This is a genomic window from Spirosoma arcticum, assembly GCF_054779955.1.
Map to the genome: position 1 here is coordinate 243,096 of NZ_BAAGXG010000003.1, position 15,739 is coordinate 258,834.

Consider the following 15,739-nt stretch of genomic DNA (forward strand, 5'->3'; position numbering starts at 1 on the left):
GCAAGGTATTGCGTCTCTAACGAGATGAAAAAATACGAATACACCGAAAAGAAAGACACGCGCTCGGGCTTCGGCGCGGGCATCGCGGAACTGGGCCGCTCGAACCCCAACGTGGTAGCGCTGACGGCCGACCTGGCCGGGTCGCTCAAACTCGAAACGTTTATAAAGGAAAACCCAGAGCGGTATGTGCAGTGCGGCATTGCGGAGGCCAACATGATCGGCGTGTCGGCGGGGCTAACCATTGGCGGCAAAATCCCCTTTGCCACCACGTTCGCCAACTTCGCCACGGGCCGGGTGTATGACCAGATCCGGCAGTCGGTTTGCTACTCGAACAAAAACGTCAAAATCTGCGCATCCCACGCGGGCGTGACGCTGGGCGAAGATGGGGCCACGCACCAGATTCTGGAAGATCTGGGCATGATGAAAATGCTGCCCAATATGACCGTGATCAATCCCTGCGACTACAACCAAACCAAAGCTGCCACCCTCGCCATCGCCGACCACGTCGGGCCGGTGTACCTGCGCTTTGGCCGACCCGTGATTCCGATTTTCACCCCCGCTGACCAGAAGTTTGAGATTGGCAAAGCGTGGCACGTGAATGAGGGCGACGCGGTGTCGATTTTCTGCACGGGGCACCTGGTTTGGGAAGCCATCAAAGCGGGTGAAATGCTGGCCGAAGAAGGCATTGAAGCGGACATTATCAATATTCACACGATTAAGCCATTGGATGAAGCCGCCATTCTCGCATCGGTGAAGAAAACGGGGTGCGCCGTGTCGGCTGAAGAGCACATGCTCAACGGCGGTTTAGGCGACAGTGTGGCGCAGGTGCTGGCCCGCCACTTCCCCGCCCCGCTCGAATACGTCGGCGTGCACGACACGTTCGGCGAGAGCGGCACACCCGATGAGCTGATGAAGAAGTACGGACTCACCGCCGACAAAATCGTTGAGCAGGTGAAAAAAGTAATGACAAGAAAATAGGTTTGTAGTTTGTGGTTGGTGGTTTGTGGTTGGCTGACGCGTCGTATTGCTTACGCGTCAGCCAACCACAAACCACCAACCACAAACTACAAACTGACAACGAATGACTGACGCAGAACTCCTCGCTAAATACCGCGATCCGTCGAGCCGGAACTACGCCTTTAATCTGCTGGTGCGACAGTACCAGCAGAAAATTTATTGGCACGTCCGTAAAATGGTCATCGACCATGACGACGCCGATGATTTGGTGCAGGAAACATTCATAAAAGTGTGGAACAGCCTGGAACAGTTTCGGGGTGATAGTCAGTTATATACGTGGATATACCGCATTGCTACCAACGAATGCCTGAACTTCCTGAGCAAGAAACGCCGACGATTTTTTCTACCTATTGGCGACGTTGAAGGCGAATTAATGGAGAAGCTGGAAAGCAACTCTGACTACGTCACGTCTGGGGGGGAACTGAGCGGGGAGCAGGTGCAACTAAAGCTACAGAAAGCGCTGCTCAAACTACCCGACAAACAGCGGCTGGTGTTCAACATGAAGTACTTCGACGATATGAAATACGACGAGATTGCGGAAATAACCGGAACGTCGGTAGGCGCGTTGAAGGCGTCATATCATCTCGCTGTTAAGAAAATCGAGGATTATCTGACGAAAACGGATACAACCGATTAAACCTCAGTCATACTGATCTGTCAAATTCCAAACAACGCAGCAACTAAATCGTGTAACTTGTACACATGTAGCTAATGAATGATAAAAATCCTTTCCGGCTCGACGAACTACCACCCGAACACCCACTTCGGCAGCAGCCGTTTACGGTGCCGGATGGCTATTTCGACCAGTTGCCCACCCGGATACAAGCTCGGGTAACGCGTCGGCCCAAACCAGCCTTTTCGATTAGCTGGTCGTGGCAGCGAACGGCGGCTTCTCTTGCCGGAGCCAGTCTGATTGCCGTGCTGATCTGGCAAACGCTGCCCCAACGGCAGGAATCGCTGGGCAGCGAGGTGTTGACGGGTGTGAGCGATGAGGTGATTGCGGCTTACTTAGACGACCAGGGCATTGAGGCCGCTGAACTCGCCGACAGCCAGCAACTGCATTCTTCCTTAGGCAACGACACCACGGCCATTCAGTACCTGAACGTGAAACCAGCCGATATTCAAACAATAATTGACGAGCAGAGCGTACTGGATACCCAGCAGGCAGGCTCCTGATAGCAGGTTAATACACTACCCAAATGAAACAAGCATGGATTAACTGGCTGATTGTGTTGACCTTAACGGCTCACATAGCCGGAGCGCAGGATGACGCGAATGGACGCCAAAAAATTGAATCAGCAAAAATTGGCATGATTACTAACCGGCTGAATCTGACCACCGATCAGGCTCCTCAATTTTGGGCCGTTTACAATGAATATAACGGCAAAAAACAGGAGCTGAACCGGCGGGTTCGGCAGCTTAATAACCAACCGTCGCGGAGCAATCTTAACAACGATCAATTGGTGAATGGTCTGCGCGAAGTGAATGCAACCAAGCAGAAAATCGCCGATCTGGACGAAGAGTACCTGAGTCGGTTTCTGAAAGTTATTTCGCCCGCTCAATTAGCCGAGCTGTATAAAACGGAGCAGGTTTTCAACAAAATGCTGCTTCAGCGCCTGAATAACCAGAATAAGTAGCTGTTTTGGGAACACACAAAAGCCCGGTTCGATGAGTCAAACCGGGCTTTTGTGTGTTCGATTTACCCCACCCCCGGTTCCTCCCCGTGAAAAAAGTGGAGGGGTTGGGACGGTCGGCCGCTGCCGTGGGATAGAGCGCGATCAATACCGCACCACCTTGAATCGGGATATGCCACCGTCGAAGCGTATGGTCATTTTTTTTGTGGCAGCTTCGTAACCAGGACTGACAAACTCACCCCCGCCAACGTCCGTAAAATCGTCTAACTGTTCCAGATTGAGTGCGCTGTCTTTCTTGATTCGGCAACCTACTTCCTTCGGTACGCGCACCGTCACCGAAGCCGCCCCGACGTCTAATTTCACGTCTGACACATCCGCTTTCGCGCCTAATTTCAGGTCGAGATCGGCGGCACCAACAGCTATTTTCAGATTTCTGACGGTGTAAGCGCTGAGGTCCAGATCACCCTGTCCTGCGCCGAGAGCCACGTCCATTGTCCAAACCGGTTTCGCATTCAGATGAACATCGACGCGATTCTCAAACTTACCATTGGATAGATTGACTTCCTGATTTTCTTCGGTCGGTTTAAGCTCAATCGTCGGAATGTGCGTCGTCGCGTCGCGGTCGACCGACATCGAGTAGCTACCAACGCTCTGCTTCGTATCGGCTTTGATGAGGTCGCCTGTTGGGTCGCTGATGATGAAGCGGCCCGCACCTCCCGACAGTTTCAGTACGGCTTCGCGGGTTTCGGCGTCCATCGACTCCGAAAACGTGTTAGTCTGCACCTTGTCTGTATCGGCATCATTCCGGCGTTCGCGTTCCGACCGATAGGCTTCATCCGCATTTTCATCATCGCCGTTTGTGTCGTCGTCATTATCGTCATCATTGCTGTCATCGTCATTCTCATCATCGTTGTCCTCATAATTCCACCGCATGCCATAATTGTCACGGTCGCGGGCGAAGAAACCGAACAGCGTAGTGGGCACGGCAACGGCCAGCATAATTGTGGTGATAAAAGCCGCTGCATTGCCGCGCCGTTCCAGGATCAGGTTAACACCCGCCAGAATCAGCAGTACCGGCCACAGGTTCACGAGTGAGTGCCAGTCTACGTCTAACCAGCCCGCCCGCCGGGCCAGGAATAAGACGCCAAACGTCAGCAGAAATATACCCCAGAATAATCCGTTTCGGCGTTGCATGATCAAATGGGGTTGTTGGGGTTGTTCAGGTCGTTCGGACTATTGGGATCATTGAAATTGTTGCGGTTCTGGTCGAACGGCGTTTTGATCCGATCCCGGAAAATCAGCCACAGCCCGATAGCAATCAGGATAAACGGCCACAGATCGCTGAAGTCGATGTCGAAATACCGGTCGATCAGGAACATAACGCCGAGCAAAATCAGGATGGCTCCACCGATAAGGCCCCGGTCGGGAGATGCAGGTTGATTGGGATTGTAAGGGTTCATAGAAAAAACAGGGTTTGAATACACGGTTAATTGATTGACGGATGCCCCGAAAGGCTGCTTCGGCATGGCGATCCACAAGATAGCGTAAATCAGCAAGGCCGGAAAACCCGGTAATGGAATGCCGATCAGGAAAAGTAGCCGCACCACCGTGCGATTCAATCCAAAATAATGGGCTAAGCCCGCACATACGCCCCCGATCATAGCCTCGTCGGAGATGCGTTCCAATCGTTGTTTCATGGCTTATAGTGTCTAAAACCGATGTAAACGTAGCAGGTAGCGGTGTCGTGAAGAAATAGAATTAGACAAATGGACGCGCGTATTGATGGATGTGTGTTTTGACTGATAGTAGGTTATACACAGTAGTAGAAACCGCACCGGCGGACCGGTAAGGGATTACGTCTCTACCTCAATTGCTTCCAGAATGTCCATTAACTCGCCAAACTCTTTGCTGCCGGGTCGCTCTTCATTACCTCCACTGAGGGCAATGCCCCGCACGGGCAGGTCGGTCAGTAGACCGTGGATATTGCTGACTGATATTCCGGTGCCAAGCAACACCGGATAGCGGCTTGCCACCCGTTGCAGTACGATTTTAAGGTCATCGTCGAGATGTAGTGTTCCATTACTTTCGAGCAGTACATACTCGGCTCCGGCCGAACCAGTCAGAAAGAGTGTATCAAGTTGGTCGAGCGTCAATTGTGACAGATTGGCGCGAAGAATAATCGGCCTTCCGAACGTACCAAGATACGGCAGCAGGGCCGCTTCGTCAACCTCCAGCAGATCGGGTTGGTAGGTGTCGAGCAGTTGCTCAATGACGTCAGGATCGGTGCTCGTAGTTTCGCCCACGATTAGTACGCCAGCCACCCACGAGCGCATTTCGGTAAATTTAGCAGGTTCAACATAGTCCGGTGAGTCGGCGTCCATTGAGAAACCGAGCATATCGACGCCCATGCCAGCGCAGTAGCGGGCATCGCTGAGGTTGGTGACGTTGGAGATTTTAACGAGGGTTTTCAGGGCCATCTTTTCAGTGATCAGTGGTCAGCCAACAGTAATTAGTGTACTGAACAGGACCGCTAAGTTAGGAGCAGTCACAATTGATAGTGTACTGTTCCACACCGGAAATGTTCGGCATCGGACACGTTTTGTCCGAAATCGTACACCCCCGGCTCAACAAAACCTGCTTTCAGCGCTTCAGGACACGATCCTATGAATTGGCCCTTTATTTGTTCTACAAACATTGATTATACCAATACGCATGAAACGAACGTACTTAGGTGAGTTTGAAGAAGTGGTCCTGCTAACCGCAGCCGTGCTCGGCGAGGGCGCGTACGGCGTGGCCATTACCGACGAACTGGACCGGCAAACGGGCCGCTTGGTGAGCATTAGCGCGGTTCATGCCGCCCTCCACCGGTTGCAGGAAAAAGGGATGCTCTCGTCCCGCTTAGGCGATGCCACCGCCGAACGGGGCGGACGCCGGAAGCGCCTGTTCACCGTCACGGCGCTGGGCAGCCGGGCCTTGCACGACATTCGGGCGGTACGTGAGCAATTATGGGCATCCATTTCGCCAAACGCCTTACCCGCCGTCAGTATATGAAATCGCCTGAAACGTCTCACCCACCCCGCGCGGCCGACCGTCTGCTGACCTGGTTTTGCGCTCCGCATCTACTGGAAGAAGTGCAGGGCGACTTGCACGAACGCTACGGCCGGGACGTGCAAATGGCCGGTGTCCGAACCGCGAACTGGCGCTATTGGCTCAACGTGCTCCGGTTTATGCGCCCGTTCGCCATCAAGCGGAAGCAAAGCGAGTATTCTTCACCTTTTCTGCTAAACCCTGACATGTTACGGAATTATCTCAAAATCGCACTGCGCCAGTTGTGGCAAAACCGGCTGTTTAGCCTGCTTAATATTACAGGATTGACGGTCGGACTGGCCGTCAGCACGTTCATTGCGCTTTACGTCTGGCATGAGTTTCATTACGACCGCTTTCAGCCGTTTGCCGACCGCACGTATCGAATTCTGGGCACAACGAAATTTGGAGAGCAGGACATCACGTTTTCCAGCATCCACGAATCGTTCGGGCGGGAAGTGAAACGGCAAATTCCCGACGTAGCACAAATAGTCCGGTATTCAGACGGGCTGGGCGATGTTGTGCTACAGTCAGACCCAGACCATCGATTTAAGGAAATAAATATTGGCTATGCCGACGCTGCCTTGTTACCAGTGATGGGGTATAAACTACTTCAGGGCGACGCCAAAACGGCCCTGAGCGAACCAGGGCGAATTGTACTGACCCGTCAGTTGGCCGAGAAGTATTTTGGGCGTCAAAATCCGTTGGGCAAAACGCTGCTGTTCGACAAGCATTTTCCGCTCACCGTTTCGGCCGTGCTTGATGACTTACCAACTAATTCGGTCATCGGGTTCAATGGGTTAGTTTCACTGAGTTCCATGCCGACACTGGGGACACATCAGCAGGGCGCGTTCAAAGGTGGTGGTTTTCTGAGTACCTATGTAGTCCTGCGTCCGGGGGCAAACGTCAGCGCGGTAGAGAAGAAATTACAAAAAATAAAAGCGGACGTAAAGTTCGCCGATATCACCGCCAAATACTTTCTTGAACAACTGCCTTCACTCCATCTTGACAGCCGTAGTGTTCCGAAGGATATCCGACAATCGCTCTACATTCTGCTTACGATTGCGCTAATTATTCTGTCATTGGCGATCATCAATTACGTTAGTCTGACTACCGCCCGCGCCACGAAACGCGCCCGCGAAGTAGGGATTCGCAAGGCCATCGGCGGGCAGCGACGCGAACTGATCGGTCAGTTTTTTCTCGAATCGTTTCTAACTACCACGCTGGCCTTCGGTTTATCGTTGGTGTTGGTTCGGGTCATGTTTCCTTGGGCCAACCACACCCTCGATCTGCACATGGACAACCGGGTGCTGAGCCAGGGGCCGTACTGGGGCCTACTGCTCACTTTGTGGGGTAGCTGTTCGTTGCTGGCCGGAACCTATCCGGCGTTGTCGCTCTCCGGTTTTCGGCCCGCGCTGGTGCTGAAAGGTGCCGTAAGTTCGCGGTACGGGGGTGCCAGGCTGCGGCAGGTGTTCACAACGATTCAGTTCACCACCTGCATTGGCTTGCTGATTTGTAGTCTGGTGCTGTACACCCAAATGCGGTTTTTACGCACAAAAAATCTGGGTATCACTCGGGCACAGGTTGTGGCTATATACATCGACGGCGACATGGTACCGCAGTTTCCGGCCCTTCGCGACGCGGTACGGCAATGGGCGGGAACTGACAATGTAGCCATGACAAACACAAAGTTGTTCACCAACAACATAATGACGTGGTTTTTAACTGCCGAGAAAAACAAGAAACAACTTGCTGTTAACGCCCTAACCGTTGACAAACCTTTTTTCAACATGATGGGTGTCCGTTGGCAGCACCAACCCATTGGCTGGGAAACTGGCCCTGTTACCAAGGAATTGACGATTTATAATCAGACCGTTATGAAAGAAGCGGGCATCAGCGGTAATCCACTGCAACAACCCGCCCCCTTCAAAGATCAACCCGTTAACGGAGTCGTGGCCGACTTTCACGTACGCAGCCTGCACGGGCCGGTATCGCCGATGCAAGTAACCGTCGTTAGTGACACAAACCGTTCGGTCATAGCAAGCGGTGGTTATCTACTGGTTCGGTTAAAGCCAGAAACCAACGTACCGGAAGCTCTCGCCCAACTCAAGACAATCTACGACCGCAACCAGCCACCCGCCCCGTTCGACTATTATTTTCTGGATGATGCGTATGATCGGTTGTACGCCAAAGAAGCCCGGTTAGCCCGGCTGTTTAATGGGTTCACGGCCCTCACCTTACTCGTAGCGTGTTTGGGATTGCTCGGATTAATGACATTCTCGGTCGAAGTGCGCACCAAAGAGATTGGGGTGCGAAAAGTGCTGGGCGCCAGCGTTACCAGTCTTGTGGCGCTGCTCTCGAAAGACTTTCTGAAGTTAGTCATCATTTCGATTCTGATTGCTTCACCCGTTGCGTGGTATGCCATGAACCGGTGGTTACAGGACTTTACTTATAAGATCGACATTGAATGGTGGGTATTTGCCCTGGCGGGCGGTTTAACAACAGGTATTGCCCTGCTGACGGTCAGTTTTCAGAGCATCAAAGCCGCGCTAACGAACCCGGTCAAAAGCCTGCGTAGCGAGTGAGCGTATGAATACATCTCCTACCCCGCCCCACTGGGCCGACCGCCTGCTGACCTGGTTCTGCGCTCCGCACCGGCTGGAAGAAGTGCAGGGCGATCTATACGAGCGCTACAGCCGGGATGTACGAGTAGTAGGTGTCCAAACTGCCAACTGGCGCTACTGGCTCAACATGCTGCGATTTATGCGACCGTTTGCTGTTAAGCGCCAACCGAGTGAGTATTCTACACCTTTTTTGCTAAACCCTGATATGCTACGCAATTACTTGATCACCACTCTGCGCAGCCTTCGGAGAAATCCGGTTTACACGGCTATCTACCTGACGGGCTTAGCCGTTGCCCTGGCGTTTGGGCTGCTCACGTTCACGTTTGTTCATCACGAGTGGTCATTCGACCGGGCGTATCCAGACGCCGACCGCCTTTACCGCTTCGAGTCCACCGACTTGTTCGACTTCGATAAAATACCGGCCCGCTCCCCGCTTAATCTACCCTTTTTACCCACCGAAATACACCGGAGTTTTATCTTTCCGGTGGTGTTCAGTCAGGAGATCAGGTCGCAACTCCCCGAATTGCAGGACGTTCTACGCGTCACGGGACTGAGCGATGGTTTAGTGCGACATGACTCCATCACAGTGCACGAAGAAGCCATCGTGTTTGCCGATACGAACTACTTCCGCTTTTTTGGTCGACCGCTCATCATTGGCCAGCCCGACCGAGTACTCGCGGGCCTGACAAATGCCGTTATCTCTGAGACCCTTCGCCAAAAACTATTCGGCCCGAGAAATCCTATTGGTCAACCCATTCAGTACGAGAGTCAACTCTATACAGTTTCGGGAGTGATGCAAAACCCGGACGATAATACATCGTTTCCATCCGAATTGATTCTACGGGTGGAAAGCCAGTCGAATTATCAGAGTAACCTCACTCAGCGATACAATAACAGTAACGTGTACACCTTGGCAAGACTACTGCCGAGTGTTAGCCTCGACCGGGTACGGGCTAAATTGAAGAGTCTTGGGCCACTTTTATTTAAACAGCCCCTCGACGACCGGCGCAATGCTTCGCTACCAAACAGTCCTCAGATTAAACCGGACGATTTTCTGCTGACGATCCGTCCGCTGACCGACACCCATTTTTCGTTCAGTGATCGCTGGGAACGGGCCGTCTCACCGACCAATGTCTACCTACTAATTTTTATCAGCCTGTTAATTTTGCTGGTGGCCGGGCTGAACTACATCACCATTTCGCTGGCGAAGCTGGGCGGGCGATTGCAGGAGGTGGGCGTTCGGAAAGTGGTCGGGGCGGTGCCGGGTCAGTTAGCGGGTCAGTTGTGGATCGAAACGGTGCTGGTCGTCAGCCTTGCCTCGCTGCTAGGCATCCTGATAGCCGTGATCCTGTTGCCAACCTTTAACAACCTGACCGACCGGCAGTTTCAGGTACTGGATTTGTTGCGCCTACCCAATCTGGCGGGGTTGCTGGCCATCGGATTAGGGATCAGTACCCTCGTCGGTGTATATCCCGCTTACCTGTTTGCCCGGTTCCGTCCCACCCTATTTTTGGGTCAAAATCGCACATACCGCATCAACCCAACGCTGATTCAGGGAATGATGACTACGCAGTTTACAATCTCGCTGGTGCTGGTGATGGCTGCGCTGACCATGTACCAACAGTTGGCTTACGTCCGCAATCGGGATTTAGGATTGAACAAAGAGTTGGTTTTGAAGGTGAAGAATCTGCGGATATTCGATGAAGGCGTTGGGCCGGTGCTTTACGACCGGATGCTACGCTATAAAAATCAAAATGCCGACATACTGAGCGTTGCGGGTAGCGCGGGCGGTTACGGGGAGGGCGGTTTTAACCGGAATGGCACGATGATCAACGGTCAGCAATACTGGGTGCTGGAACAGTATGTCGATTATAATTTTTTCAGTTTACTGGGCATGTCGATTGCTCAGGGCCGATCGTTTTCCCCGGTTATCTCATCCGATACGGCCAGCAGCGTTCGAGCGGTAGTTATCAATAAAACGCTGGCGAAACTGCTGGGTCGAGATTTGATTTTTAACAAACCCCTGGATGTGCTCAACGGCCGAACCGTGGTGGGTGTGGTGAACGATCATAACATCGAAGACCTCACGAAGGCTATTGCACCGGCTACCTACAAATTAGCGTCGAAGTACTACGGCACGTTTTACCTTAAACTCACCCCCGGCAACGTAGCTGCCAAAGTAGCCCGTATTGCCCGCGACTGGCCACCGTTGGCCGATGGGCAACCGTTCGAGTACTCCTTTCTGGATCAGGATCTGGAAAATCAATACCGCGATTATCAGCGCTGGACTACGCTTACCCAACTCGCCACGGCTATTGCCTTACTCATTGCCGCGCTGGGTTTGTTTGGCCTGTCGGGTATTCACGCGCTAAACCGACTCAAAGAAGTAGGCATTCGCAAAGTGATGGGAGCCACAACTCAGCAACTGTGGACGCTACTGAACCGCCGAACGCTGACGTTGGTAGCGATTGCTTTTGGGCTGGCAGTTCCCCTGTCGGTTTGGCTGATGAACCGCTGGCTGGCCAATTTCGCTTACCACATTTCTATCGGTTGGGAATTGGTAATGCTGACCGGCCTACTGGGTTTTCTGACGGCCTTGACCGCCGTCAGCTACCACTCGTTGCGAGCCGCGCTGATGAACCCGGTGGAGAGTTTACGGAGCGAGTAGCCGCGCGCAACGCTTAACAATTCTTAACAGCCATTGCTGCCTGTTTATCAATATCTTGCTCCCGGAAATAATGCTCCTCAAAAGCAACGTTCCGATTAACGGCTGTGTCATTGGCATGAGCCATTTTCTGACCACCTGACCTTCATGTATCGAGTCATTTGTACCACACTCCTTTCTTTATTGACGTACTATTTGTCGGCTCAAAGTACGCCAGCGAGCAACGTCCCCATCGAGAAGAAACAATACCATACCAAAAAAATGGTCAGCTCGCCCATTAAATTGGATGGTGTCCCTGACGAAGCAGCCTGGGACGCCGTGGCCTGGGGTGGCGATTTCACGCAGTACCAACCCAACGAGGGCAAAGGCCCGTCGCAGCCAACGAGTTTCAAAATACTCTACGACGATAAGTTCCTGTACGTTGGCTTTCGTTGTGCCGATGCCGCTCCCGATTCGGTCGTCAAACGGATGAGTCGGCGGGATGAGTTTCCGGGCGACTGGGTCGAAATCAATATTGATAGTTACCACGATAAACGCACCGCTTTTTCGTTCTCACTGTCGGTTTCGGGGGTGCGGGGCGATGAGTTTGTCTCGCAAAACGGTAACAACTGGGACACGAGCTGGAACCCGATCTGGTACGGCAAAACGCACCTCGACACGCTGGGCTGGACCGCCGAAGTGAAAATTCCGCTGAGCCAGTTGCGCTACGGCAACGAGGCCGAAAAAGTCTGGGGCATTCAGGTAACCCGGCGGCTGTTTCGCAAAGCCGAACGCTCCATCTGGCAGTATATTCCGCAAAATTCGGGCGTGTGGGTGAGTGGATTTGGGGAGTTGCACGGCCTGACGAACGTGCCCGCCCAGAAACAAGTTGAAATCGCGCCGTACGTCGTGGCCCGCACCGAAACGTACCGCAAAGTAGAAGGCAACCCCTTCGCCACCGGTGCCGATTCAAAAGTCACCGTTGGGCTGGATGGCAAAGTAGCGGTAACGAGTGACCTGATTCTCGACTTCACGGTCAACCCCGATTTCGGACAGGTCGAAGCCGATCCCTCACAGGTCAGGATCGATGGTTTTCAGAATTTCTTCGAAGAACGTCGCCCATTTTTCATCGAGAGCCGCAACATTTTCGATTATCAGCTCACCGGCTCCGAAGCGGGCGACGATTATGATTCAGACCTCTTGTTCTACTCGCGCCGGATTGGCAGCTCGCCCCACGGCAATCCCTCATTAGCCAACAACGAATACGCGAATATTCCCCAGAATACTGCCATTCTGGGCGCGGCAAAATTCAGCGGCAAAACAAAAAAAGGCTGGAGCATCGGCGTTCTCGAAAGCATCACCCAACGGGGCATGGCGCAGATCGACCGCGACGGCGACCGACGCAGCGAAGTAGTGGAACCGCTCACAAGTTATTTTGTCAGTCGCTTACAAAAAGACATCAACGCGGGCAACACGGTGCTGGGCGGCATTTTTACGGCTGTCAACCGGGAAAACAATCTCAACAATCAACTCCATACCGGCGCCTATTCGGGTGGGCTGGATTTTTTGCATTACTGGAAAAACCGTACCTGGTACATTCGGGGAAACGTCGTTTTTAGCCGCGTGGAAGGCTCCAAAGAAGTTATCGCGAACACGCAGCGGGCGTTTGAGCATCTTTTCCAGCGCACCAATGCCCCGGAAGTGGTCGTGAACGAAAACCGCACGTCGCTTACGGGTACGGGCGGCACCATCCGGTTTGGGAAATCGGGTGGTAAGTCGGGCAAGTTAGGGCAGGTGTTCAAGTTTGAAACCGGCGCTACGTTCCGTTCGCCCGAACTGGAACTGAATGACATTGGCTTTATGCTCACGGCCAACGAGATCAACCATTTCACCTGGGCCGGGCTACAGTACCCCAAATCGTTTTCTGTTTTTCGCTCGGCCCGCGTCAACTACAACCACTGGTCGCGGTGGGATTTTGGTGGGCAGTTTCTCTATCAGGCTTTCAACACCAACGCGCACGCCAACTTCAAAAACAACTGGCAGGTGGGCGGTGGCGTGACCTGGAATCCGTATGAGGTATCGAACAATGCCCTGCGGGGCGGGTCGTCGCTGCGCCGGCCGGGGGCCATTGCGCAGTGGGCGTACGTTCAGAGTGATTCGCGCAAAAAAATGGTAGCCGACCTGAATGTGTCTACGGTGTGGGGGTTTGAGCAAACCGTGCGAAACAGTAATTACAGCGTGGGGCTTCGGTTGCAGCCCCTCGATGCGCTCAACATCCAGTTAAGTGCGGGTTACAGCAACAACTGGCGGAAACAGGATCAGTTCGTAGACAACGTGTCGTACAAGGGTCAGACCCGCACGATTGTGAGCGAGGTAAGCCAGAAAACGATGCGCTACACCCTGCGCCTGAACTACAACATCACCCCCGACCTCACGCTTCAGTACTACGGTCAGCCGTTTATCACGCGCCCGCTTTACAAAAACTTTGCTTACGTGACCGACCCGCTCAACAAGGTGTATGACAAGCGGTTTCGTCGGTTCAGGGCGGGAGAAATCCGTTTAAACAGCGACGGCTACGCGGTTGATGAAAACCAGGACGGGTTGACTGATTATACTTTTGGCAAACCTGATTTCAATTTCGTACAGTTCCGGTCTAATCTGGTCGCTCGTTGGGAATACAAGCCGGGGTCTGAAGTGTACTTGGTCTGGTCGCAGGGCAACACGCCTGATGTAGCCACCGACCTCGATTCACCGCTGAACGGCAGCCTGTTCGACAACGTGTTTGCCCAGCAGTCGCGCAATATCTTTTTGGTGAAGCTAACCTACCGGTTTTTGAAGTAGGAGTTAGTTCGAGGGACTATTATGTCAGAATGCGAAAAATTTTGTTGAACGGAATCTCAATACCAACAACAGGGTCTTTAATAATTCCCTCCGTAAACGTTAGCTTTCCTCCATCTAACGTGCGAATAACTACCGTTTGCAACAGCGGCACGATAATCCAGACAGATTGAACACCAGCCGGAAAATATACCGTACTGATTTTATCCGTGATTTCGCTCAGAGCCTGCTTGGGCGATAACACTTCAACCGCAATAATTGGCGCTTCCGTAAAGTAGATGATGTCAGTATTCCAATCTTCGGGAAGGTTTGGAAAAACCGAAATATCAGGCTTGACCGGCTTTCCGTTCAGTTTCAACTCCAACTCTGGAAACGTATCAAAATCGCTGTCGAACAATTCAAAATGTGTGCAAATGCGCTGAATGGTACGTGAATGATTGACAGACATAATGTCCTCGGAATGAAATTCTCCGATTAAATCGTACGTTGTCTCTTCCATCGTTCATTGAATTTTTCCAGAATGAATGTCTAAAGATAGCCAAAAGCCGCTGGCTTTACCCGGAAACCAAACCCGGCCTGTTGATTGTTCGCTATGAAGTCGGTAATCGTACCGAACACTTTATAAATCGGAGGGCTTTGAACCCTCGCAGATCACACAATGAGCAAACACGGACGTATTTTGGTCGCCATGAGTGGCGGCATCGACTCGTCGCTGGCAGCCGTCATGCTGCACGAACAAGGCTACGAAGTCATTGGCATGACCATGAAAACGTGGGATTATGCCTCCTCGGGCGGGACTAAAAAGGAAACCGGCTGCTGTAGTCTCGATAGCATCAACGACGCCCGCAACATTGCCGTTAGTCTCGGCTTTCCGCATTACATCTTAGACATCCGCGAAGAGTTCGGCGACGCCGTCATCGACCATTTCACGGGAGAATACCTCGAAGGTCGCACTCCCAATCCGTGCGTGATGTGCAACACCCACATCAAATGGGACGCGCTGCTCCGCCGGGCCGACCGGCTTGACTGTGCCTCCATCGCCACGGGTCACTACGCACACATTCGTGACGAGAATGGCCGGTATGTGCTTTCGAAAGGCGTCGATACGCTGAAAGATCAATCCTACGTGTTGTGGGGCGTGTCGCAGGCCAGTTTGAGCCGGACGGTGCTGCCGCTGGGACACCTCCGCAAATCTGAAATTCGGGACATGGCCACCGAACGCGGGTTCATGGAACTCGTGACTAAGTCGGAATCCTACGAGATCTGTTTCGTGCCCGACAACGACTACCGGGGTTTCTTGAAACGGCGCGTACCGGGTTTGGAAGCCGACGTCGCGGGTGGTAATTTTATTATGGAAGGCACCAGCAAAATTCTCGGCAAACACGAAGGCTATCCGTTCTACACCATCGGTCAGCGGAAGGGATTGGGCATGGCGTTTGGGCAACCGATGTTCGTGACCGAGATTCGCAAAGACACGAACGAGGTGGTGCTGGGTGTGGACAAAGATTTGTTCCGCGATGGCATGATCGTGAGCAAACTGAACCTGCAAAAATACCCCGTCATCACCGGACCGATGGAGACCGTTACCAAAGTGCGTTACAAAGACGCAGGCACCCCGGCCACGATTTCTCAAACAACCGACCCGCGCACGGGCGACGACCGCATCGAAGTGCTATTTCACGAAGGCGTGTCGGCCATTGCGCCAGGGCAGGCCGCCGTGTTCTACGAAGGCGACGACGTGATTGGGGGCGGCTGGATTATGAAGAGTTTTCGACGGTCCGACGCTCGGCAGGGGGATGCATGGCAAAGCGAGTGCGCTGATGTAGACCGCCAGTCGGTTGCGTCTTCATTGGCTGCTCAGCTTGCTGGATGATCCAAAGTAATCCATTGATTCTAAA

The 15,739-nt window shown here is 52.9% G+C and carries 13 protein-coding genes; 9 read left to right on the forward strand and 4 right to left on the reverse strand.

Annotated features, from left to right (window positions below; all coding sequences use genetic code 11):
• Positions 1–24: 24 nt before the first annotated feature.
• The 4 genes from ACYVHB_RS08285 (at position 25) to ACYVHB_RS08300 (ending at position 2,654) form a co-directional block, all read left to right on the forward strand.
• Positions 25–978, forward strand: a complete 954-nt coding sequence (locus ACYVHB_RS08285) for a transketolase family protein (protein ID WP_461051232.1) — start codon at positions 25–27, stop codon at positions 976–978.
• A 103-nt stretch (positions 979–1,081) separates the two neighbouring features.
• Positions 1,082–1,654, forward strand: a complete 573-nt coding sequence (locus ACYVHB_RS08290) for an RNA polymerase sigma factor (protein WP_461051233.1) — start codon at positions 1,082–1,084, stop codon at positions 1,652–1,654.
• Positions 1,655–1,728: 74 nt separating this feature from the next.
• A complete protein-coding gene (locus ACYVHB_RS08295; RefSeq protein ID WP_461051234.1) occupies positions 1,729–2,193 on the forward strand; it encodes a hypothetical protein in 465 nt (154 codons plus the stop codon).
• A gap of 23 nt (positions 2,194–2,216) precedes the next feature.
• Positions 2,217–2,654 carry a hypothetical protein gene (locus tag ACYVHB_RS08300; RefSeq protein WP_461051235.1) on the forward strand — a complete coding sequence of 146 codons (438 nt, stop codon included), beginning with the start codon at positions 2,217–2,219 and terminating at the stop codon, positions 2,652–2,654.
• 141 nt (positions 2,655–2,795) lie between these two features.
• Here ACYVHB_RS08300 and ACYVHB_RS08305 read toward each other — a convergent pair whose 3' ends face one another.
• The 3 genes from ACYVHB_RS08305 to ACYVHB_RS08315 all read right to left on the reverse strand — a co-directional run bounded on the left by ACYVHB_RS08305 (position 2,796) and on the right by ACYVHB_RS08315 (position 5,128).
• The gene (locus tag ACYVHB_RS08305; RefSeq protein WP_461051236.1) at positions 2,796–3,845 is read right to left on the reverse strand and encodes a LiaI-LiaF-like domain-containing protein; all 1,050 of its coding nucleotides are present in this window, start codon (positions 3,843–3,845) and stop codon (positions 2,796–2,798) included.
• Between the two features lie 2 nt (positions 3,846–3,847).
• Complete coding sequence (locus ACYVHB_RS08310; protein ID WP_461051237.1) at positions 3,848–4,348, reverse strand: PspC domain-containing protein; 501 nt, start codon at positions 4,346–4,348, stop codon at positions 3,848–3,850.
• 156 nt (positions 4,349–4,504) lie between these two features.
• Complete coding sequence (locus ACYVHB_RS08315) at positions 4,505–5,128, reverse strand: beta/alpha barrel domain-containing protein (protein WP_461051238.1); 624 nt, start codon at positions 5,126–5,128, stop codon at positions 4,505–4,507.
• 235 nt (positions 5,129–5,363) lie between these two features.
• Here ACYVHB_RS08315 and ACYVHB_RS08320 point away from each other — a divergent pair, with 235 nt between their 5' ends.
• The 4 genes from ACYVHB_RS08320 (at position 5,364) to ACYVHB_RS08335 (ending at position 13,844) form a co-directional block, all read left to right on the forward strand.
• Positions 5,364–5,702 (forward strand): PadR family transcriptional regulator, encoded by a 339-nt coding sequence (locus ACYVHB_RS08320; protein WP_461051239.1) that lies wholly within the window; start codon positions 5,364–5,366, stop codon positions 5,700–5,702.
• On the forward strand, positions 5,699–8,320 hold the full coding sequence (locus ACYVHB_RS08325; RefSeq protein WP_461051240.1) for a permease prefix domain 2-containing transporter: 2,622 nt from the start codon (positions 5,699–5,701) through the stop codon (positions 8,318–8,320). The genes ACYVHB_RS08320 and ACYVHB_RS08325 overlap by 4 nt, the downstream gene beginning before the upstream one ends.
• Before the next feature lie 4 nt (positions 8,321–8,324).
• On the forward strand, positions 8,325–11,027 hold the full coding sequence (locus ACYVHB_RS08330) for a permease prefix domain 2-containing transporter (protein WP_461051241.1): 2,703 nt from the start codon (positions 8,325–8,327) through the stop codon (positions 11,025–11,027).
• Positions 11,028–11,171: 144 nt separating this feature from the next.
• Positions 11,172–13,844: a DUF5916 domain-containing protein gene (locus ACYVHB_RS08335; RefSeq protein WP_461051242.1), complete on the forward strand. Its 2,673-nt coding sequence runs from the start codon at positions 11,172–11,174 to the stop codon at positions 13,842–13,844.
• A 19-nt stretch (positions 13,845–13,863) separates the two neighbouring features.
• On the opposite strand, the gene ACYVHB_RS08340 is transcribed toward ACYVHB_RS08335, so the two are convergent.
• Positions 13,864–14,340, reverse strand: a complete 477-nt coding sequence (locus ACYVHB_RS08340; RefSeq protein WP_461051243.1) for a Uma2 family endonuclease — start codon at positions 14,338–14,340, stop codon at positions 13,864–13,866.
• Between the two features lie 159 nt (positions 14,341–14,499).
• On the opposite strand from ACYVHB_RS08340, the gene mnmA reads away from it, so the two are divergent.
• Positions 14,500–15,714, forward strand: coding sequence for a tRNA 2-thiouridine(34) synthase MnmA (gene mnmA, locus ACYVHB_RS08345; protein ID WP_461051244.1), 1,215 nt, complete (start codon positions 14,500–14,502; stop codon positions 15,712–15,714).
• The last annotated feature ends 25 nt before the right edge of the window (positions 15,715–15,739 follow it).

Excerpts from the sequence above, each read along its gene's own strand:
- ACYVHB_RS08320 (WP_461051239.1), top strand. The coding sequence starts at position 5,364 with ATGAAACGAACGTACTTAGGTGAGTTTGAAGAAGTGGTCCTGCTAACC.
- ACYVHB_RS08310 (WP_461051237.1), bottom strand. The coding sequence starts at position 4,348 with ATGAAACAACGATTGGAACGCATCTCCGACGAGGCTATGATCGGGGGC.
- ACYVHB_RS08325 (WP_461051240.1), top strand. The coding sequence starts at position 5,699 with ATGAAATCGCCTGAAACGTCTCACCCACCCCGCGCGGCCGACCGTCTG.
- ACYVHB_RS08315 (WP_461051238.1), bottom strand. The coding sequence starts at position 5,128 with ATGGCCCTGAAAACCCTCGTTAAAATCTCCAACGTCACCAACCTCAGC.
- ACYVHB_RS08340 (WP_461051243.1), bottom strand. The coding sequence starts at position 14,340 with ATGGAAGAGACAACGTACGATTTAATCGGAGAATTTCATTCCGAGGAC.
- ACYVHB_RS08290 (WP_461051233.1), top strand. The coding sequence starts at position 1,082 with ATGACTGACGCAGAACTCCTCGCTAAATACCGCGATCCGTCGAGCCGG.
- ACYVHB_RS08300 (WP_461051235.1), top strand. The coding sequence starts at position 2,217 with ATGAAACAAGCATGGATTAACTGGCTGATTGTGTTGACCTTAACGGCT.
- ACYVHB_RS08295 (WP_461051234.1), top strand. The coding sequence starts at position 1,729 with ATGAATGATAAAAATCCTTTCCGGCTCGACGAACTACCACCCGAACAC.
- ACYVHB_RS08330 (WP_461051241.1), top strand. The coding sequence starts at position 8,325 with ATGAATACATCTCCTACCCCGCCCCACTGGGCCGACCGCCTGCTGACC.
- ACYVHB_RS08285 (WP_461051232.1), top strand. The coding sequence starts at position 25 with ATGAAAAAATACGAATACACCGAAAAGAAAGACACGCGCTCGGGCTTC.
- ACYVHB_RS08305 (WP_461051236.1), bottom strand. The coding sequence starts at position 3,845 with ATGCAACGCCGAAACGGATTATTCTGGGGTATATTTCTGCTGACGTTT.
- mnmA (WP_461051244.1), top strand. The coding sequence starts at position 14,500 with ATGAGCAAACACGGACGTATTTTGGTCGCCATGAGTGGCGGCATCGAC.
- ACYVHB_RS08335 (WP_461051242.1), top strand. The coding sequence starts at position 11,172 with ATGTATCGAGTCATTTGTACCACACTCCTTTCTTTATTGACGTACTAT.